This window comes from Martelella mediterranea (assembly GCF_004342225.1).
GTDB lineage: Bacteria > Pseudomonadota > Alphaproteobacteria > Rhizobiales > Rhizobiaceae > Martelella > Martelella mediterranea_B.
The window spans coordinates 75,010-95,920 of record NZ_SMAR01000003.1 but is presented as its reverse complement, the minus strand read 5'-3'; the positions used below and the strand labels follow the sequence as shown (position 1 = coordinate 95,920).

General features: G+C 54.2%; 16 protein-coding genes and 2 tRNA genes. 10 read left to right on the top strand and 8 right to left on the bottom strand.

The window, feature by feature from the left end:
- Positions 1-17: 17 nt before the first annotated feature.
- Positions 18-1,094, bottom strand: a complete 1,077-nt coding sequence (locus EDC90_RS03260; protein WP_132308506.1) for a quinone-dependent dihydroorotate dehydrogenase — start codon at positions 1,092-1,094, stop codon at positions 18-20.
- Positions 1,094-1,438 (bottom strand): DUF952 domain-containing protein, encoded by a 345-nt coding sequence (locus tag EDC90_RS03255; RefSeq protein ID WP_132308504.1) that lies wholly within the window; start codon positions 1,436-1,438, stop codon positions 1,094-1,096. Before EDC90_RS03255 ends, EDC90_RS03260 begins: the two co-directional genes overlap by 1 nt.
- A 260-nt stretch (positions 1,439-1,698) precedes the next feature.
- Here EDC90_RS03255 and EDC90_RS03250 point away from each other — a divergent pair, with 260 nt between their 5' ends.
- The 4 genes from EDC90_RS03250 (at position 1,699) to EDC90_RS03235 (ending at position 5,801) form a co-directional block, all read left to right on the top strand.
- On the top strand, positions 1,699-2,346 hold the full coding sequence (locus EDC90_RS03250) for a response regulator (RefSeq protein ID WP_132308502.1): 648 nt from the start codon (positions 1,699-1,701) through the stop codon (positions 2,344-2,346).
- A 110-nt stretch (positions 2,347-2,456) separates the two neighbouring features.
- Positions 2,457-3,122, top strand: a complete 666-nt coding sequence (locus EDC90_RS03245) for a S24 family peptidase (protein ID WP_132308500.1) — start codon at positions 2,457-2,459, stop codon at positions 3,120-3,122.
- Positions 3,123-3,152: 30 nt separating this feature from the next.
- Positions 3,153-3,569, top strand: coding sequence for a tellurite resistance TerB family protein (locus tag EDC90_RS03240; protein WP_132308498.1), 417 nt, complete (start codon positions 3,153-3,155; stop codon positions 3,567-3,569).
- 354 nt (positions 3,570-3,923) lie between these two features.
- Complete coding sequence (locus EDC90_RS03235; RefSeq protein ID WP_132308496.1) at positions 3,924-5,801, top strand: glycosyltransferase family 2 protein; 1,878 nt, start codon at positions 3,924-3,926, stop codon at positions 5,799-5,801.
- 71 nt (positions 5,802-5,872) lie between these two features.
- Here EDC90_RS03235 and EDC90_RS03230 read toward each other — a convergent pair.
- Positions 5,873-5,946 (bottom strand) — tRNA-Gly (locus tag EDC90_RS03230).
- Between the two features lie 470 nt (positions 5,947-6,416).
- Between EDC90_RS03230 and EDC90_RS03225 the strand changes: the two genes are divergently transcribed.
- Positions 6,417-7,475 carry a DUF475 domain-containing protein gene (locus tag EDC90_RS03225; protein WP_132308494.1) on the top strand — a complete coding sequence of 353 codons (1,059 nt, stop codon included), beginning with the start codon at positions 6,417-6,419 and terminating at the stop codon, positions 7,473-7,475.
- A 7-nt stretch (positions 7,476-7,482) separates the two neighbouring features.
- Here EDC90_RS03225 and EDC90_RS03220 read toward each other — a convergent pair whose 3' ends face one another.
- Entirely contained in the window at positions 7,483-10,983 is a 3,501-nt protein-coding gene (locus EDC90_RS03220; protein ID WP_132308492.1) for a hybrid sensor histidine kinase/response regulator, read from the bottom strand.
- Between the two features lie 162 nt (positions 10,984-11,145).
- On the opposite strand from EDC90_RS03220, the gene EDC90_RS03215 reads away from it, so the two are divergent.
- Positions 11,146-12,312 carry a pyridoxal phosphate-dependent aminotransferase gene (locus tag EDC90_RS03215; RefSeq protein ID WP_132308490.1) on the top strand — a complete coding sequence of 389 codons (1,167 nt, stop codon included), beginning with the start codon at positions 11,146-11,148 and terminating at the stop codon, positions 12,310-12,312.
- A gap of 127 nt (positions 12,313-12,439) precedes the next feature.
- Here the strand turns inward: EDC90_RS03215 and proX are convergent, their stop codons facing one another.
- From proX to EDC90_RS03195, 4 genes are all read right to left on the bottom strand, one after another.
- Positions 12,440-13,486 (bottom strand): glycine betaine/L-proline ABC transporter substrate-binding protein ProX, encoded by a 1,047-nt coding sequence (gene proX, locus EDC90_RS03210; protein ID WP_245510910.1) that lies wholly within the window; start codon positions 13,484-13,486, stop codon positions 12,440-12,442.
- A gap of 412 nt (positions 13,487-13,898) precedes the next feature.
- Positions 13,899-15,071 (bottom strand): hypothetical protein, encoded by a 1,173-nt coding sequence (locus tag EDC90_RS03205; protein ID WP_165972717.1) that lies wholly within the window; start codon positions 15,069-15,071, stop codon positions 13,899-13,901.
- A gap of 574 nt (positions 15,072-15,645) precedes the next feature.
- Positions 15,646-15,722 (bottom strand) — tRNA-Arg (locus EDC90_RS03200).
- Between the two features lie 304 nt (positions 15,723-16,026).
- Positions 16,027-17,460 (bottom strand): ATP-binding protein, encoded by a 1,434-nt coding sequence (locus tag EDC90_RS03195; RefSeq protein WP_132308721.1) that lies wholly within the window; start codon positions 17,458-17,460, stop codon positions 16,027-16,029.
- Between the two features lie 343 nt (positions 17,461-17,803).
- Here EDC90_RS03195 and rpmH point away from each other — a divergent pair, with 343 nt between their 5' ends.
- The 4 genes from rpmH to yihA all read left to right on the top strand — a co-directional run bounded on the left by rpmH (position 17,804) and on the right by yihA (position 20,878).
- Complete coding sequence (gene rpmH, locus EDC90_RS03190) at positions 17,804-17,944, top strand: 50S ribosomal protein L34 (RefSeq protein WP_106311648.1); 141 nt, start codon at positions 17,804-17,806, stop codon at positions 17,942-17,944.
- Positions 17,945-17,959: 15 nt separating this feature from the next.
- Entirely contained in the window at positions 17,960-18,373 is a 414-nt protein-coding gene (rnpA, locus tag EDC90_RS03185) for a ribonuclease P protein component (protein ID WP_132308486.1), read from the top strand.
- The gene (gene yidC, locus EDC90_RS03180) at positions 18,363-20,168 is read left to right on the top strand and encodes a membrane protein insertase YidC (RefSeq protein WP_132308484.1); all 1,806 of its coding nucleotides are present in this window, start codon (positions 18,363-18,365) and stop codon (positions 20,166-20,168) included. Before rnpA ends, yidC begins: the two co-directional genes overlap by 11 nt.
- A gap of 62 nt (positions 20,169-20,230) precedes the next feature.
- The gene (gene yihA / locus EDC90_RS03175) at positions 20,231-20,878 is read left to right on the top strand and encodes a ribosome biogenesis GTP-binding protein YihA/YsxC (RefSeq protein WP_132308482.1); all 648 of its coding nucleotides are present in this window, start codon (positions 20,231-20,233) and stop codon (positions 20,876-20,878) included.
- The last annotated feature ends 33 nt before the right edge of the window (positions 20,879-20,911 follow it).

Sequence of the window (20,911 nt, the reverse complement as noted above, 5' to 3'; positions counted from 1 at the left end):
TGAAACGGCAGCCGGAATTAAATCGGTTCCTTTGCCCAGCGATCGAGCGCAGTGTCGCGCAAGGCTGAAACCGAACTGGCGTTTTCCTTTTCCAGCGTGGCAATCAGCTTACGAAAAATGGTCGAAATCAGGCTCGGACCTTCATAAACCATGCCGGAATAAATCTGTATCAGGTCAGCCCCGGCTCTGATTTTTTCCAAAGCCCGCTCACCCGAATTCACACCACCAGCGCCAATGATTGCAATATCGGGGCCGAGGCGCTGGCGCATACGCGCGAGGACAGCAGTCGAAAGGTGAAACAGGGGGGCGCCGGAGAGCCCGCCGGCTTCGTTCGCGAGCCGTCTGTTTTTCAAACCAGCGCGCGACAGCGTTGTGTTGGAAACGATAAGCCCGTCGAGACCGCTCGACAGCACAGCAGCTGCTATATCATCAAGACCGGTCTCATCGAGATCCGGAGCGATCTTTAAAAATACCGGGATGCGTTGTTCTGCCTTTTCACGCGCTTCAGCAACACGCCCCAGAAGTGCATCAAGCTGCTCGCGCCCCTGCAGATCACGCAAACCCGGCGTGTTGGGAGACGAGATATTGACTGTCAGATAATCGGCAAGCCCGGAAAAGCGCGTGACGCCAGCGACATAATCCGACATGCGATCCTCAGAATCCTTGTTCGCCCCGATATTGACGCCGGTGACACCACGTGTGCTCAGACGCGAAAGCTTTCCGGCCAGCGCATCATGACCGTCATTATTGAACCCCATCCGATTGATGACAGCTTCATCCTCGACCAGACGGAAAAGCCGCGGTCTGGGATTTCCCGGCTGCGGCCGCGGCGTCACTGTTCCGGCTTCAACATGGCCGAAGCCCAGTCTCTGCAGTGCTGATATGGCCTCGCCATTTTTATCCAGACCAGCGGCAACACCCAGTGGGTTTTCAAAAGATAGTCCGGCAACGCTGATGGCAAGGCGCCGGTCTGAGGCATGCGCGGCGCGCGGCAAAAGCCCGCTGTTGATACCCTTGAGCGTCAGCGCATGCGCGCGCTCCGGATCAATCGTAAAGACAGCCTGACGTGCGCCGCACTTGAAAAGATTTATCATCAGATCAGCCCTTCAAAATTGTGCATGCCGTTATCCTTCAATGGAAGTGGTTTCTCGGAGATAACGGCCGTCATCGAAAGCGCGGCATAGAGATGCGGGAACAAGGCACCGCCGCGGGACAGTTCATATTTCAGATCTGCCCCCAGAACCCCAGGGTCGACGGCCACAAGCAACAGGTCAGTTTGGCCGGCAAAATGCTTGGCTGCGGTTTCCTCAACCTGATCGGCTGTTGAGAAGTGGATGAAGCCATCCGCCCTGTCGACAGGTGCGCCATGATACGTTCCGGTGTCACGCGCTTGCTGCCACTCTTCGGCCCGGACAATTTTGTAAATAAGGTTCTGCATGATGCCATCCTGTCGATTATCCGGGCGTCTTTAAAGCCGCAGGAAACAGAAATGTCCATGAGGAAGCGCAGAAATCCGGTTTAATAGAGCGAATATAAAAGCAAAAAGCATAAAAACTTGTGTTTTATCGTTGCGAGCTTAAAAATTGCGGTAATCATACGGTGATGAATGCCCCTCGGTTATTGTGTTGCGATACGGTTGTGTTTAATGATGAAAACTCATGATATGGGTTGTGAACTGCCTTTGGGAGGGGGCATTTGATGACCGGACAAACAATACTGATCGCAGATGACCACCCTTTATTCCGCAGTGCGCTGAAACAGGCGATCAGCGGGATGGCGACCTATTACGCCGTCGTTGAAGCCGGTGACTTCGAAGGTGCCCGACAGGCGGCGAAAGAAAATCCAGACGCAGACCTGATGTTACTCGACCTTGCGATGCCCGGCGTAAGCGGCCTTTCCGGCCTGATTACCGTGCGGGCGGAATTTGCAAGCCTGCCGATTGTGATCGTATCGGGCAGTGACGATGACGACACGGTTCGCCGTACACTGGCGCTCGGCGCATCGGGTTTCATTTCGAAATCGGCGGGTATTGATGAGCTCAGACAAGGAATCCGTACGGTTCTTGCCGGCGAGGTTTACACGCCATCCGGTTATGAAGGCGGAGAAGAAACGGATCCGGACGTCGCCGACATGCTGGAACGCCTTCAGACGTTGACCCCGCAGCAGTCGCGTGTGTTGCGGATGCTGTGCGAAGGGCTTTTGAACAAACAAATCGCTTACGAGCTTGGCGTATCAGAGGCCACGGTGAAGGCGCATGTTTCTGCAATTTTGTTGAAACTCAATGTCGATAGTCGCACGCAAGCGGTTATCCAGCTCGGCAAGGTCAATATGGCGATGGTCGCCTAAACCATTGAGCAAAACACATCACAGGATTTTATTCCTTTCAGTGCTTTACGAGTCAGGAAAGATCGGTTTAACTGACCGTCATCGTCCCGAGGGCTTGTAAGGATTTAAGAATGCCGCCTGTGTTCCCTCATAGCTCTATGTGGCAAGCCATCGACAGGCTTGCGGAAAATCACAAGCTCACGCCATCGGGCCTTGCGCGAAAAGCGGGACTGGATCCAACGACGTTCAACAAATCCAAGCGTTTCAGCAAGGATGGACGCGAGCGCTGGCCATCCACGGAATCCCTTTCAAAAATCTGGGCGGTAACCGATACACGGCCTCAGGATTTTTTCGAGCTCGGCGCTGAAAGCTCCAGGCCGCCTGTTGATGACTTTCCACCACAGGCCGCAACAATACCGCTTTTAGGATTTGCACAGGCAGGCAGCGGCGGGTTCTTTGACGATGGCGGTTTCCCGGTCGGCCACGGCTGGGAAGAGGTCGACTTTCCTGCGCAGCCACACTCTGAAAAAGGCATATATGCCCTTGAGGTTCAGGGCGACAGTATGCTGCCTCTTTACCGCAACGGCGATGTTCTGATTGTTGAAGCCAGCGCGGACACCCGCCGGGGCGACAGGGTCGTGGTTAAAACCCGCGACGGCGAAGTCATGGCAAAAGTGCTCGTGCGCAAAACTAGCAGGCAGATCGAGCTCATGTCCGTTAATCCGGAGCATGAAAACAGAACATTCGACATGGCGGACATAGAATGGGTGGCCCGCATTTTGTGGGCCAGCCAGTAGCCCGCAGCTCCAACACAAAAGGCACCATTCATGAACAAGACCCCGCTCACCCATTATGACGCCCTGATCTATGTGATGGTGATGGCCTCGGCCGTCGATAGCGGCATGAGCGATGCCGAACTGTCCCGTATCGGCCTCATTACCCGTTCTCTTCCCGCTTTCGAAGGATTTGACCCGGAGCGTATCACCGATGCGGCCCATCAATGTGCCGAGATTCTGGCTGGCCCGGAAGGCATGGAAATTGCGCTGGAAATTATTAAAGATACGCTGCCGCAGCGCCTTTATGATACGGCCTATGCACTGGCTGCGGAAATCATGGCGGTTGATCATAAAATCAAACCGGAAGAAATTCGCTTGCTACAACTTTTCCGAGACAGATTTGAACTCGACAAGCTTACATGTGCAGCACTCGAACGCGGCGCCATCGCCCGCTATCGGCGTTTTTAGCGATGATTGGCCGACCTCCCGTTTTGTAACGGATTGCGGGTGACCAGGCATGGGCATTTGCGCTTTGTCAATCTTTTCACGAAACAAAGCGTTGCCAGTGCCAACGGCGAACCATATGCCGACACAGCACCCATTTCCGCCCTAGGAAAAGGAACGAGTTCCCTGCCTCATCCTACTTTCAGGCTTCATGCACCAGATCCGGAACAGGTTTCTAAAGCAATCATAAATATACGTGTATTAGCAATGTTTTAGCGCAAAAGGTGCAATTAGATACACATCTTAGTTGCATAAACTATAATTACATTATTAAATAGATATTGTGCAGGGGGCAATTTCAGACATCAGAGGTCAGGCATGCCAGAATCAGCGCGTGCAGATGCTGCACAATTGTGCCCGGAAAAGAGTGATAGAGTAGAGGTTTCCACCGCGTCCCTTTCGCAGGAAATGCGACTTTTAATCAGGATAGGTTTCCCGCAGTGCAGGGTTGAAGCCGCATATGGAAAGGCAATCAGAAACCAGACAACAGTGGAGGACGAGTTTCTCGCATCGGGTGATATCCGAATTGACGATTATTATAAGCGACTGGCAAAATATCTTGGGCTTCCCTTCAGGAGCAGTCTCGACGTCGACAGCGTCAGTGATCGTCCGCTGATTGATCTCATTTTGATCAACTCAGGCGGCCTGAGACTGGAGGAGAAAAGCGGGCAAAGCCGCTTTGCCATCGTGCCCAAGGCAAGTGGCCTCAGAAGCTTCATGGCGCGGCTGCAAGCGCACCCCCGGCTGCGATGGAAGGTGGTGGTGACAACGCCGCATGCCATGCGGGAGGTCGTCTGGAAGGTCGGCGCCAAACGCCGGTTGCACCATACAATCAACCGGCTATTTTCCTGGAAACCGCATTTTTCCGCCCGGATCGTCTTCTGGGGCAAACAGGGATTTCTCTTGGGCGGTAGCCTTGCTGGCCTCATCACGAGCCTTCTTATTTTTCCGGTGACGACCCTTCTCGTGATTCATATCACCATGACGTCACTCTACCTTCTGATGATGTTACTGCGCATCGCCTCGGTCCGTCTGGTAAAGCCATGCGCCACAGTGCCGTTATTAAAGCCGGACAACGCCCTGCCGACTTACACAATCATGGTCGCGCTTTACCGGGAAGCAAATATGGTGCGGCAACTGACGGAAAATCTGCTCCGGCTGAACTGGCCACGCTCGAAACTCGATATCAAACTTGTTTGCGAAGCTGACGACGATGAAACAATCGCAGCGATCACGGCGCTCGATTTGCCCCCGTGTTTTGAGGTTGTCGCTGTTCCAGCGGCCAATCCACGCACAAAACCCAAAGCCCTGACCTATGCGCTTTCCGGCGCGCGCGGCACGCTGTTGACCCTTTATGATGCCGAGGACCGGCCGCATCCCGATCAGCTGCTTGAAGCATGGCATGGTTTCAGGACAGGCCCAGAAAATCTGGCGTGTCTGCAAGCACCACTTGTCATCACCAACCTTTCACACAGCTGGATGACGGCCTTATTCGCATGCGAATATGCGGGCCTGTTTCGCGGTATATTGCCATTTCTGGCTCGTCACCGTTTTCCCATGCCGCTTGGAGGCACGTCCAACCATTTCAAAACGGAACTACTCTGGAAATGCCGGGCCTGGGATCCCTTCAACGTTGCTGAAGATGCCGATCTTGGCCTCAGACTTCACCGTCTGGGTTACATTTCCGGGGTCATCACGCGCGGCACCGGCGAAACCGCGCCTCTGACGATCGGCAGCTGGACAGCACAACGCTCGCGCTGGATAAAAGGCTGGCTGCAAACGCTGCTGGTGGCACTGCGGGACCCGGCAAAACTCTTGAACGAGCTGGGCGCACTTAATTTTCTGGTGTTTGTGATCAACGGCGTTGGAATGATTCTGTCATCCCTGCTTCATCCGTTGCTTTTTGTGGCGCTCGCCATGACGGCATTTGCAGCACTACACCCGGAGGCAAAGCCTTCCTCGCTCGATCAGCTTCTTACGGGTATCGATATCATAAATATTCTGCTGAGTTACTGGGCTTTCCTGCGACTCGGCCTCCAAAACATGTCGCCACGCGAAAAGAAGCAGATGCATGCCGATATCTTCTATATTCCATTTTATTGGCTGATGCTTTCCTACTCTGCCTGGAAAGCGTTCTTTGAACTCTATCGCATGCCATTTCTGTGGCGCAAAACGATGCACCATACGTCATCATAACCGCTCAGGCACAAAGCAAAGGGAGGAAAAAGTCCGCGTGAAACGATTTCATGTTAAGTTATTGAAATCATTGGAGCGGGTAACGGGAATCGAACCCGTGCGTTCAGCTTGGGAAGCTGACAGGCTACCATTACATCATACCCGCCCGGAAGGCGGTAATAACCGCCTGTCAGAGCTTCATTATCACCAGCTGTCAGCTATCGGCAAGTTGAAAAACAGCCTATTGCCATTTTGTCATCCCGTTTCACTTCCTCTGAGCCTGTGGACTTGACGCGTGTGATTTCAGGCTTAAGTTTTGTTTGCCTGCCACGTATGAAAGCGCAAAGGACTGATTTTGCGCCGCGTCAAAGACCGTAAGCCGGCCCCGTGACACAACAGTCGAGGCCGAACGTCTGACGCAAGCCATCAAAATGCGTGATCGGCAAACCCGGTGCCGGGCCCCTCTGGCGAGAGTTCGACGGCGCTCTCGTGATGTCGGTACCGCCCGCAAAACAGCCGGCGGACATGAACCATCATGTATCAGTATTCTATTGCCTATGCGCGCGCCCGGGCGGGCGCGTTGCCTCGTCTCTCGTTCGCAGTGAACCACCTTCCAAATTCTGGAGGCGTCGCATCATGAACAATGCACCCTCCACACTCTCGTATTTTAAGTGGGCACTGGTCGCCACAGTGCTTGGGCTGATTGCAAGCGCAGTCTATGGCTATTTCAGCTTCGGTCCGAGCCAGGCTATGACCTTTCTCTTTATCACAGCGGTGCTGGCCGTTCTTGAAATCTCCCTGTCATTCGACAATGCCGTTGTAAACGCCAACAAACTGAAAGACATGAGTCATGTCTGGCAACGGCGTTTTCTAACCTGGGGCATTCTCATCGCCGTTTTCGGTATGAGACTCGTCTTTCCGCTCGTCATTGTAGCGCTGGCCGCACATATCGGCCCCATGTCTGCGATCGATCTGGCCTTCACACAACCGCAGCATTACGCCGCAATCATGCATGAAGCTCACCTTCCGATTGCTGCTTTCGGTGGGACCTTTCTGTTGATGGTCGGCCTGACCTATTTCTTCGACCGTGAGAAAGACGTTCACTGGCTCCCACATATTGAAGAACCGATGTGCCGGCTGGCGACGATAAAGGGTATCGAGATTGGCATAGCCCTGGCGGTCATTCTGGTCTTTTCCGGTCTGGTCGCCGAAGAACGATCGGCAGATTTTCTCTATCCCGCACTTTATGGACTCATCACCTTTCTCGGTGTTGAAATTCTCAGTGGTTTACTTGATGCCAATCAGGCACAAACGGCTAAAGCCGCTGCACAGGGAGGTTTTGGAGCCTTCATTTATCTGGAAATTCTCGATGCCAGTTTTTCTTTCGATGGCGTGGTCGGTGCATTCGCGCTGACCAAGAATCTCCTAGTTATTGCCATCGGGCTCGGCATTGGCGCAATGTATGTACGCTCTTTGACAATCCTACTGGTTGATCGCAAGACACTTTCGCAGTTCCGTTTCCTTGAGCACGGCGCATTTTACGCCATACTCGTACTGGCCATGATCATGTTTGCGCAAACCCTTGTGCATATTCCAGAAGCCATCACAGGGCTTGCCGGAGCAGGACTGATCGGCCTGTCGCTCTGGTCATCTCTGCGCTGGCGAAAAACACATGCTTCTAAGGAGCTGGCTTAGGACCGGCCTATTCGGCTGCGGCCTTGTGAAAGATCGCAATCTGATTGAGAAATGCCCGCAACACAGCTGGTTTCAACGGTTTGTGCTGTACGGAAATATCCTCGCTTTCGGCCTGATCGCGCACCTCCTGTGTGCGATCAGCGGTGAGCAGGACGGCAGGAATGTGTCGCTGGCATTGTTCGCGCACGGCTGTGACCGCATCAACTCCGCGTTCATGATCGAGGTGATAATCAGCAATAATCACGTCCGGCAAAATCCCAAGCGCCTTCGCCTCTTTGACACTCTCGGCGGTAAACACCCGCACGCCCCAGCCACCGAGCAGAACCCGCATGCCTTCAAGAATATCGGTCTCATTATCGATACAGAGTACTTTCAGCCCCTTCAGAGCATGGCCGGGTGAATGCGCAGCCGGTTTTCCGGCTTCGCTGGCTGGCTCACTTCTTGCGTCCGCCAATGGCACGGAAAGCCGGAAAACGGTCCCTTTCCCGGGTTCTGAGGACAGACTGACCGGATGGTCGAGCATGCGTGACAGGCGGTCAACAATGGAAAGACCAAGGCCGAGCCCCTGCGCAGCGCGTGCCCCCTCATCCAGCCGGGTAAACTCCCGAAAAATGCTGTCGACTTTTGAATCGGGAATACCAATGCCGGTATCATAAACTTCAATCACCGCCTTCTCGCCCCGTCGTCGCACGCCGACAAGAACCCTGCCGTCCGGCGTATATTTGATAGCGTTGGAGACCAGATTCTGAACCAGTCGCCTTAAAAGCTGCACATCGGAACGAACGTGAAGACCGGAGTTGACAACAATCAGCCTCAGCTTTTTTTCTTCCGCAAGGGGATGAAAGTCGGTCTCGACACGGCGCAGTGTTTCAGCAAGGCTGACACTGGTGAAATGCGGCTTCATCGCACCGGCATCAAGCCGCGAAATATCCAGCACCGCCCCCAGAATATCCTCAACCGATTGCAAAGCAGAATCGATACGAAACGCCAGTTCACGGTTCTCGCCTTCAGCGGGCATGCGCTCACCCAGCGATGTCGCATAAAGCCGCGCAGCGTTCAGCGGCTGCAGGATATCGTGGCCGGCGGCTGCAAAAAATCGGGTCTTGCTTATATTGGCTTCATCGGCCGCAGCACGGGCTTCACGCAGCGCCGCATTCACCTCGGTCAATTCAGCCGTGCGCTCTTCAACACGCTGCTCCAGCGTTTCGTTCGCCTGTTTCAAGGCCAGGTCTGCCTCAACACGGCGGGTAATATCAGTGAAGGTGACAACCATTCCCTTGTCGGGCATGGCACGCGACTGCACTTCGAGAATGCGCCTGCCACTGTCGAGGACCATCGGAAAGGCCTGCTCATGTCCTCTCAGCTTGCGCAACGCATCCTGGGCCTCATCGCCGGTCAGATCACCACGAGATGACAAACGCCCCATCATATTGATCAGCGGGTAACCGACCTGCCCCACCTCTTCCGGAAGATCGAGAAGGGCACGAAAACGTTTGTTCCAGACGGTTAGCCGGTTGGACGCATCGAAAACTGCAATCCCCTGATCAATCTGTGCCAGCGCAGTTTGCAAAAGTCCCTGATTGTATTGTAGCGCTTCACTTGCCTGATCAAGCAGAAAGGCAGCATCACCTGAGGCGGCTTCTGCGCGCTGCAGCACCAGAGACAGAACAAGCCGCGCCGAAGACGAGCCGATGGCACTGCCCAGCAATTGCTCTGAAAAATGAATGAGCGCCATATCAGCCTGCTCGCTGTCATCCATTTTCCGTCCAGCGTTGCGCTCAAAGGTTGCAAATGAGCGAGCTGTGCGCTCCTCCCCGAGATAACCAATCAGCGTTTCACGCAAAGCGCCTACAGAAACGCCGGTTCCGATGCCGCGGGCCGACGACTGCCACCGCGCCTGCCTTTGCACAAAAACGCCAGACTGAATGCGCTCAAGCGGTCTGGCCGGACGGGTGAGCGAGCCGAACACAAGACCGAGAATATTCACCAGCAGCGAAAGGCAGGTGACATTCAGAAGAATATCGGCATCAGGCCCGGTGAAAAGCCCGGTTCCTGGCACGATCAGCGCCAGTATTTCACCTGCCACAACGGAGTGATCCGGCCCGCCAAGACTCGGCACAAAAAGCAGATAGACCCATGTGAGAAAGCCGCAGGACAGCCCGATGATTGCACCGCGCGCATTGGCATTGCGCCAGACAAGACCGATAAACAGAGCCGGAGCGACCTGAGCAATGGCCGCGAACGCCAGAAGACCGATCGAAAACAGGCCACGGTCACCATCGATATGACGGTAATAGGCATAGCCAAGCAGCATTACACCGAGAATGGAGGCTCGCCGAATGTTGAGAAGCAGGCCATAAAAATCCTGACGCTGCCCCTCGCCTGCAATCATTCGGCGGCGCAGGAAGATCGGGTTGACGATATCGTTGGACAGCATGATCGCCAGTGCCACTGAAGAGACAATCACCATAGCCGTGGCCGCTGAAAAGCCGCCAAGAAATGTGACCAGTGAAATGATCGGCATGCCCTCGGCAATCGGAAGCTGCAGAACATAGAGGTCGGGGTCAACGCCCGGACCAAGCCGCATGGCCGCACCAATCGCAACTGGCAGCACCAGAATATTGATCGCAACGAGATAGAGCGGAAACATGAAACGGGCGAGATTGAGTTCATTCTCAGAACGATTTTCAACGACCGTGACATGAAACTGCCGTGGCAACAGCAATATCGCAAAGGCGGAGAGAACAGTCAGCAAGACCCAGCGGCTGACTGGTGTTTCATAACTGAGAGCAGAAACAGCCTGAGCGTTTTCACGAGCAGCCGAGAACAAATCCACCGGACCATTAAACAGGATAAATACGACAAAAAGCCCGACCGACCCGAATGCTACAAGTTTGACGACGGACTCCATGGCAATCGCAAGGATCAGGCCATCCTGATGTTCCGTCGCATCCGTATGGCGGGTGCCGAAGATAATGGCGAAACTGGAAAGCACCAGAGTTACAGCCAGAGGCAAATCAAGCCCCAGCACGGAATCGCCCGGCAGAAGGCCGCTTTCACTTCCGACCATCACCGAGACCGAATCCGAAACAGCCTTCAGCTGCAAAGCGATATAGGGAATGGCAGCAGCCAGAGAAATGATCGCAACAAGGGCTGCAACCGTCGGGTTTTTGCCATAGCGTGCCGCCAGAAAATCTGCTGCGGAGGTGAGTTTTTCCGCCTTGGCCAGCGAAACGATCCGTTTCACGACGGGCATACCCAAAGTGAAGACGAGAATCGGGCCGATATAAATTCCGGCAAATTCCAGCCCGCGCTCAGCAGCAAGGCCAACGCCGCCGAAATATGTCCACGACGTACAGTAGACCGCCAGCGAAAGCGCATAAACAAAAGGACGACCGGCTCGCGGTGCTATATCCCTCTGTGCTTTGCGATCACCATAGCTGGCGACAGCAAACAACAACAGAATGTACAAAAACGCCGCTAACAGGATCAGCCAGCCAGGCAACATCGCACTCTCCCTTAACGGGGTAACTTTATGGCATGGCAGTGCTTTTGGAAATGCGACTGATGCAGCACACGCAACATCACAAAAAACAATCGTTCAGCGCTAAATATTGATAGCAGACAGACATTCAGAAGATTTAAGACTGGTCCTAACACGGAGACCAACATGGATTTGATGAACAGTTTGAGCGAGCGTGCAAAGAACGCGCCGGAAAGTGGCATTGTCGAGGTTATCAATTATGCGCGCGGGCGAGACCGTTTGTTGCCGCTCTGGGCAGGTGAAGGCGACCTGCCAACGCCGGCTTTCATTTGTGAGGCAGCGCAGAAGGCGCTGGCGAATGGCGAAACCTTCTACACACATCAGCGCGGCATTCCCGATTTGAGACAGGCGATTGCCGACTATTATGACCGCCATTTCAATGCCCAGCTATCCCCCGAGCATGTCTTCGTGACCGGTTCCGGCATGCACGCTATCAAACTGATGGTCGAAGCTCTGACAGAAGTCGGAGATGAGGCGATCTATTTTACCCCGGCCTGGCCGAACATTGTCGCCGCACTCGGTGTTTCCGGCGCCAAGCAGGTTGGCGTGCCGCTATCTTTCAGCGAAGGTCGCTGGACACTCGACATCGATAAGGTTGAGGCAGCCATTTCGCCCAAAACGCGGGTTATGTTCATCAACACGCCAGCCAACCCGACAGGCTGGACGGCAAGTCTGGATGACCTGCGTGCACTGTTGGAACTGTCCCGCCGTCATGGCATATGGATCATGGCAGATGAGATCTATGCGCTTTACCATTTTGCCGGCGGCCGCGCGCCCTCCTTCCTCGATATCATGGAAGATGGCGATCGCATCGTTTTCATCAATTCGTTTTCAAAGAACTGGTCGATGACCGGCTGGCGTGTCGGCTGGATCGTCGCGCCTGCGGTGATGGGGGATGTGATTGAAAACCTCGTTCAGTATACAACATCGGGCGTTGCCCAGTTCATGCAGCAGGGTGCGCTCGCTGCTGTTCGTGATGGTGACGCGGTCATCGCTGAAAACGTCAGAAGAGCGGCAGAAGGCCGGGACATTCTCTGTGACCGGCTGCTTGCGACCAACCGCGTTGAAACCCTGAAGCCCACCGGTGCGCTCTATGCTTTTTTGAAGATCGATGGACTCACAGATAGCCGCAAAGCTGTGTTCGACATCGTTGACAAAACCGGCGTTGGCATGGCTCCGGGAACGGCGTTCGGACCGGGCGGTGAACCCTTCATCCGCGCTTGTTTTCTTCGCAATGCCGACCAACTGCGTGATGCCGGAGACCGGCTGGCCGACTATATCAGCAAACTCTGAAATTTTCTGCGGCTTATAAAATCACGCCCATTAAATGCAAAAAGGAGACGCATCGTGCGTCTCCTTTCTTATCTTCGGTTATGGCAGAGCCGACACTGCGTTTAGCCCGACCAGTTTCCAAGAAAGCTTACTGAGCAACCGAACGTGCGTCGTCCAGCCAACCGTCGACTGTGTCTCGGTTAGCGGAAATCCAGTCAGCCGCCTGCTTCTGCAGGTCAGCCGGTGTGTTGGCACCATTCTTCATCGCAGCATTCTGCTTGTAGATAAATTCGATAGGCAGCGAAGCTTCTTCCAGGAACTTAGCGGCAACCGGATTGTTGGCGATGAAATCATTATTGGCAACGATACGGATATCATTGATCGGCCAGCCAAGGCGGCACGGGTCAGCCACGCAGCCCTTGATGCCTTCAACAGTGGCCGAATCTTTCAGGTCTTCCTGTTCTTCCGGAAGAGAGACGCTTGGTGTCTGGATCCAGACAACATCTTCACCCGGCTTCAGCTCGTTCACTGTCCAGTTCGGCGTCCAGGTATAGAAGAGGATCGGCTCATCATTGGAATAAGCAGCAATCGCATCAGCCATGGAGGCGGAATAACCGGCCTTGATGGGATTAATGTCATCGCGCAGCTCAAATGCATCGAGCTGATGCTTAATCGTCAGTTCGCAGCCCCAGCCCGGCGGACAGGCAACGAGGTCGGCTTTGCCATCGCCATTGCGGTCAAAGGCTTCCTTGACGTCATCCCGCTTGAAATCGTCCAGCGTCTTGATATCGAACTTGTCAGCCGAAGCCTTGTCGACCAGATAGCCCTGCAGCGCGCCCTGCTTGACCACGTAGCCAATCGGTTTCGCGTTAAAGCCAGGCTGGTTCAGATAAACGTTATGAAGTGGCAGCCAGCCATCATAATAAAAGTCTGCGCTCCCCTGTGAAACGGCCTGATAGGCAACAGGGATGTTGCTGTTCAGCGGTTCCTGCATGTCATAACCAAGTTCAGCCAGAAGCTGGCTGTAAACTTCGGTAATAATCCAGCCGGTGTCGTCATTGGCCTGAGCAATCGTGATGCTTACGCCCTCTCCCGGCCTGGCATCATCTGCCATGGCAAACTGTGGTGCGGATACAAGGTTTGCAAAAGCCAGAACACCACCAGCGATGGCACTGCTGTGCTTGAAAGAAATCACCAACTTTCTCCCTCTTATAGGTTTCTCAAATTTCAAAAACATACTTATCCCCCGCATCGGGCCTGTCGCTAGAGTGCCGAGCATCCATTCGGATGCATAAAGGACGCCCTAACCTTTTGAATCTACGCATCGTGCTTTCCGAAAATCGATTCCGATTTTCGGAAAGCACGATGCTGTAAAGAACGCGCCTGGGCCGCGAAGGTTCAACATTTAAAGGCGTACGACATCTCCTCCGCGTGCCGCAACCTCGGATCTGCTGCCATTGGTTGTAAATATATTACATAAACACAAGATTGCGATGCCACTGTTTTTAGCCTTGGAGGTTGTAGCAAGTTACCAGCAGGAAGAGACGAAGCGTTATCCGTTTCCTCGCAATGCCGCACAGAAACCTGACGCAGCGCTAAAAGCATCTTCAGTGCCAGAAAGCTATTTCAGTAAAGGCCGCCATCGCAGGATTAGTCTGCAGCACCTGCCGAAGGTGCGTGTTCAGCTGTTGCTGACGAACAGCAGGGTTTCTTCTGATATGAGTGACAATTTCACCCAGAGGATGTTCAAATGCTGCCGGCTCCTGATTATGAAGCATCGGTAAAGAATCGATCAAGGCGTCCTGCAATCTGGCGGTGGCTCTGTCTGGCACATCTCCGGCGCTGGGGCTGGCGGCAGCAACGACCTTGCTGAACAATGCTCTGGCATTATGCGGATTTAGCATATCTGCCGACCGCAGCATGGTATGCAAAACCCGGTTTCGATCCGGGTGGCTCAGCAGACTGTGCTGGTTCAGAAGACTGGCACCGAACCGTTGATAGGTTTCATCTGCTGCCAGATCGTCGGACAAGCTGTCTGCAATCGTCATATAGGCATCTGTCTGCCGTTCCCGCGGGAGGTTTGAGATATCACGCAGCTGCTCACCATAGACATCGGCCGGAAGTGCCCGCTCACGAAGAAGCGCCAGGACGCCGGACATAACAGGCTGGAAAGCCAACTTCCAGCTATCATCGCTCTGCATTGCATTTACTTTGGTTGTAAGCGCCCTGACATCATCAAACGCAAGCGCTCTGTCACCGGCAGTTTCAACATCTCTGTCACTCAGAAAAGCAGGCACCTGTTCTGACAATAGTGAAGCACGATCCGCTTCCGAAAGCTGATCGGAATCCTGCAACAGGACGAGACGGCTGACCTCAGTGAAGTCATCTTCAGACGCAAGGTGAATAGCAGCGTCTGCCAAAGCAGAAAGTGATTTCAGGCCAAAATCTGTATGCTCTTTCATCAGCGAACGTATTCTCATGAGTATATCGCGATCACCATCGGGCGCGACAGACTGAACTCCTGAACACAGGTTTGAAAGCACATCTTCGCCGTGCTTGCCCAATGACGCGCCGGCCGCGAAATTTTGCCTCGTGATTTCCAGAATCTGTTCAATGACCTCACGCCGCCGGGCTCTCGTACCGTCCTGTTTGGCGAGCGTGTTCTCGTGTGCTGATAAGGGAGGGATACGGCCAATATCGACACTCGAAAGAATTCTGGCCTTCTGCTCCGAGCTGAATGCAAAGTGACGCCCATTGACCGAAAACCCGTTCACAACCATTTCGAGTGCCTTCTGGACCGTCTGAAAATAGGATGGTTGGCGACCGGCTTTTGCTCGACTTTGCGCGGAATCACTCTTGAGTCCGGAAACAAGCTGCCGGCATGCGTTTTCCCTGTGATAGCGAGCACCCTCTCCCCCAAAAAGCGTCGATGCGTGATTTGGCCGCTTCGCAATACCGGCGTCAACACAAGCCAGGCTACTCAGATCTTTGGTGTTCACCCTACGCAGAATCTCATCCGCGACATTTGCAAAAACCTGCGTGATTTTCGGAGCAGGATCGGAGTCGAAAACGTCAGGTTCGGACGATCGCCTTCCTGCATTCAACCGGGCAGCGCCCCGATCGGCTGTGGCTGCTGGAGCCTCCTCGACCTGACGCGTTGAAGCGCCACCACGATTTTCTGGGGAAGACACATTTGATGTAGCAGGCATCGCGATCTCCGGAGTCTGAGAACGTTTGCTCTGCCATGCGACCAGCTTATAGAGAAATCAGCTTTTCATCGGAAAAACACGAACAGCCATGCGCACTATTTTCCAAGGCTTCACTCAAATGCGATAACAATTTCCCTTGGAAAAATGGCGCGCTCGGGAAGATTCGAACTCCCGACCCCCAGATTCGTAGTCTGGTGCTCTATCCAGCTGAGCTACGAGCGCTTGCCTTTTCAGGCCCGCCGCTGTTGTCTGCGGCGTGTGAAAGGGCTTCTAGATGCTCCCGATTTCAAATGCAAGCGGTATTGAAGAGTTTTTTGTCATTTTTCTGAAACACCGCAAGACAAGGCCGGGAATATGGGACTTTCGACCCAAAATTTCGAATGCTGCATCGCACGTTCCCGCCTTAAACAGTTCAGAGCCTGTGGACGCTGGCACCATCAAGACCGCCATTTTAAACAAGCTAAACTAAATGAAATCATATATTTAAATAGATTCGCTGCTTTGCGCCGCCTCACCGGACGATCAATCATACGCTTTCATTGCGGTAAGTCTCCAGCGAGACTGGCCGGTCCGGAATTTCAATGCGAAACAAGGTGCCCTGTCCTGCCTTTTCCACAAGCGCGATGGTTCCCCCATGCGCAAGCACCAGCTCTCTGGCGATTGCAAGCCCAAGACCTGTCCCGCCGGAGCGCGCCGATCCCCGAAACGCCGCGAACAGGTTCTCTCTCGCTTTTTGCGGCATTCCCGGGCCGGTATCGTCGACAGAGATCGAAACCACGCTGCCGTGCCTCACCGCTGATACTGTAAGGCAATTAAGCGAGTCGCGCCTTTGTCTGGCTTGCTGCTCCAGCGCCTGAGCGCTGTTGCGACAGAGATTGAACACAACGCGGAAAATCTGATCGGCATCGGCATCCACCTCAAGGCCATCAGGAACGAGATTGATCCATTCAATCTGCGCGTCAGCCGAAAGATCGAGATAGTCGCGAACGTCGTTCACAAGCGCACTGAAATCAATTCGCTCACGATTGGGTTCAGCTTCCGAAACCTGACCATAGCTCAGAACGGAGCGAGAATAACCGGCGGCCCTGTCGATGGCTCTCAAAAGCTTTGGCGCGATACGCTTGACCACAGGATCATCTGTTCCGGCAATGCGATCCGACATCAGCTGGGCAGACGCGAGAATGTTGCGCATATCATGATTGATTTTCGACACCGCCAGACCAAGCTCAGCCAGCCGCTTTTGCTGGCGTAAGGTTCTTTGAAGCTCAAGCTGCATGAAAGACAGGTGGCGCCCGGCCACACCAAGCTCATCCTCATTATCCGATGGCCTGAAAACGCTGTCGGCCTCTTCGGGGCGCTCGGAAAACGTTTCCATGCTCGCGATCTGACGACGCAGCGGGCGAACAATCAAAGAATTGAGACGAAAGAAAACAAGCATGGCCGTCACAGAAGACAGCAGAATGCTCAGCAGAAAAATATTGCGCGCATACACAAGAAGTGCCTGCCGCAGTTCATAATCCGACATCACCAGCTCGATAACAGCTGCGCTTTCACCAACCTGATCGAGCACGCGAATCGTACGATTGCCGCCAAACAGCAGGGTATCGAATGCATCAAGCACCGCCTGTACCGGCCCGACATGCGCCAGATCATAAGTGGCACTGATCTCCGGCGGCATATCGGCCATCGCCAGCAGTTGAGATGTCCCGTCTTTTCTGAGAACGATCGCCTTGGTGCCGGTGGCCATCAAAGTGTCATCCTGAAGCCCCTGAGGCAGTTCGAGTGGCTGAAGACCGTCAATCACAGTCACTGCGGCGGCGGCCGTGTTCAGCCGGTCATCCAGCCAGCGTAACCGCATACTGGCAAGGGAAGGCACGAAGAAAACCACCTCGGCGACCATGATGATGCCGACTGTCAGCGCAAGAATTTTCCCGGAAAGTCCAGCAATAAAGCCCGGCATTGCAGCCGCTGTCTCAGCCTTCATATTATGCTGGCTTTCTCCGGGCTGGCGTTCAGAGCGCCACATCATCGTTCTCCGGCGTTAAAGAAGATCTTGGCAGCTTATATGAAGCTTATGAAACTGAAAACCAGTGCTTTCGAACCGGTAAACGGGACGAAAGCGAGGCAAAACCAGCACGCAATTGACATTTTCGCTGCATTTCCCGTATAAGCCGCGCAGTTTCGGTTCCAGCCAGCGTTCTGCGGGCACCTGATCGGGACTGTTTTCAAAACCACACGCTTAAACTGCTGCAGTTAAAATCGCAGCAAACCAAGAAGGGCCGCACACCGCGGTATTTAAATAAATGTCCACAAAGCGTACCTACCAGCCTTCAAAGCTCGTCCGCAAACGTCGCCACGGCTTCCGTTCGCGCATGGCAACAAAAGGTGGCCGTAAGGTTCTCGCAGCACGCCGCGCCCGCGGGCGCAAGCGTCTGTCGGCCTAAGGCCTTTTGCCCGTAATGGCCGGGCATAAGACGGATATGTATTCCGAAATGACTGTCGGGCGGCTGAAAAGCCGTCCGCAGTTTTTGGCCGTTCAGAAAGGCGAACGGCACAAGGGAAAGTACTTTCTGCTGGAAGTGCTCGACCGCAAAGAACCTTCATCCGCACCGCGTGTCGGTTTCACTGTTACGAAGCGACAGGGCAATGCAGCTGAGCGCAACCGCATGCGCCGCCGCCTCAAAGAGGCAGTACGCCTTGCCGCCGGGTTTGCAATGCAGCCCGGTTACGATTATGTCGTGGTTGGCCGCCGGGATGTGCTTGAAGCCCCATTCACGGCGCTGGTCGAAGAGCTGAAGACGCGGATTTCAAAACCGCCTCGAACCGGACGGAGCCGCCAGGGCGCCGAACCAGGAAGAAAAGATGGAAAATAACCGCAATTCTATCATTGCGATCGCGCTGACTGTCTTGGTCGTACTGGCCTGGCAGTTTTTATTCATGGGGCCGCGGCTCGAAGAGCAGCGCAAAGCAGAAGAACTTGCGCAGCAACAGGAAGCCGCGCAGCAGCAGACAACGTCAAATTCAGGCAGTGCTTCCAATACCGGCACAACGACAGGAACCGCCGTCGGCGGCTCTTCGGATGCGGTGTTGAGCCAGAGCGGAACCCAGACTGAAACCGCCCCGCGCGTGAAAATCGACACGCCATCGCTGGCAGGTTCGATCAATCTGGCAGGCGCCCGCATTGATGATGTTAAACTCAAAAATTATCATGTGACTGTCGACAAATCGAGCCCGATCGTCACGCTGTTCGCTCCCGCAAATACCGAAAACGGATACTTTGCGGAACTCGGCTTTGTGCAGGGCAGCAATTCAGGCAAGGTGCCTGGTCCGCAGACAGTCTGGACGCTGGAAAATGGCGATCAGCTGACACCCTCGACACCGGTCGAAATTTCCTACACAAACGATTCCGGCCTGACCTTCCACCGGACCTTCTCCATCGACGATGAGTATATGATCACCGTCGACGACAAGGTCACCAACAACAGCTCGAATGATGTAACCGTTTCGCCCTATGGGAGACTGACGCGCTTCAACAAGCCGGAAGGCCCGTCTGCATGGGTTCTTCATGAAGGCTTTCTCGGTGTCATGGGTCCCGACGATGGCGTTACGGAAGATAATTATAAATCCATTGAGAAGGAAGATCTGACCTATAACGGTGCCTCCGGTGGCTGGTTCGGTCTGACTGACAAATACTGGGGCGGCGCGATCGTTCCGCAGTCCAGCATCAACTATGATGTTCGTTTCTCGCACTTCACCGATGGCCGCAGCCGCTATCAGGCTGACTACAGCGACAATGATCCCTTGACCGTTGCGGCCGGACAGACAGCCGAGCTGAAAACCATGGTTTTCGCCGGTGCGAAAGAAACCAACGTTCTGACCGATTACCAGAAGCAGTATAATATCCCGCTGTTTGACCGAATGATTGACTGGGGCTGGCTGTGGTTCATCACGAAGCCATTGTTCCAGTTGATGGACTTCATTTATCACATGGTCGGAAACTTCGGTGTTGCCATTTTGATCACCACCGTGATCATCAAGCTCCTCTTCTTCCCACTTGCATCCAAGCAATACGCCTCGATGGCAAACATGAAGCGCGTGCAGCCGCAGATGGCGGCGCTGAAAGAGCAGTATGGTGATGACCGCATGGGCCTGCAAAAGGCCATGATGGAGCTGTACAAAAAGGAAAAGATCAATCCTGTTGCCGGGTGCTGGCCGGTACTGATCCAGATCCCGATCTTCTTCGCGCTCTATAAGGTTCTTTACGTCACCATCGAAATGCGTCACGCGCCATTCTTTGGCTGGATTCAGGACCTCTCTGCGCCGGATCCGACAAGCGTCTTCAACCTGTTTGGTCTTCTGCCCTTTGCAGTGCCAGCGGTGCTGATGATCGGTGCATGGCCGATTATCATGGGTATCACCATGTGGATGCAGATGCGCATGAACCCGACACCGCCGGATAAAACACAGGCGATGATCTTCAACTGGATGCCGGTGGTTTTCACCTTCATGCTGGCAAAGTTCCCCGCCGGTCTGGTGATCTACTATGCATGGAACAACTCACTTTCGATTCTGCAGCAGTCGATCATTATGAAACGCCACGGCGTGAAGATTGAGCTGTTCGATAATCTGAAAGGTCTGTTCCGTCGCAAGAAGGCCACGTCGGAATAGCTGAACGCTCCAAGCCCCGGCCTAACCCGTCGGGGCTTTCCTTTTCGAAGAAGATTTTAAGAATGAACCAGTCCCAGCCGGCAGCCCCTCTTTTCAACCGCCCGTGGATTTTTATCCGTGGTGTGCCATCCATGAAATTTCTGCCACCGGAAGGCCCTGCCGAAGTCGCATTTGCCGGACGCTCCAACGTCGGCAAATCATCGCTGATCAACGCGCTGATCGGACAGAAAGGTCTGGCCCGCACATCAAACACGCCCGGCCGGACACAGGAGCTGAACTACTTCGTGCCTGATGGCTACTCAGGCGAAGGCGATGACCTGCCACCGATGGCGCTGGTCGATATGCCAGGCTATGGCTATGCGCAGGCACCCAAAGCACAGGTGGATGCGTGGACACGTCTTGTTTTCGATTACCTGCGTGGTCGTGCCACCCTGAAACGCGTTTATGTGCTGATCGACGCCCGTCACGGCATCAAGAAGAACGATGAAGAGGTCCTGAGCCTTCTCGATAAGGCAGCTGTTTCCTACCAGATCGTGCTGACGAAAACGGACAAGATTAAAGCGCCAGGCCTCGCCAGATTGCTCGACATCACGGCCGAGACGATCCGCAAACGCCCTGCCGCATTTCCGGAGGTTCTGGCAACGTCTTCAGAGAAGCACAGGGGCCTGGATGAACTCCGGCAGGCGATCCTGACCACAGTAGAAGGCTAAGATTAACTTCACCAGAGCGCCATGCATCCATTC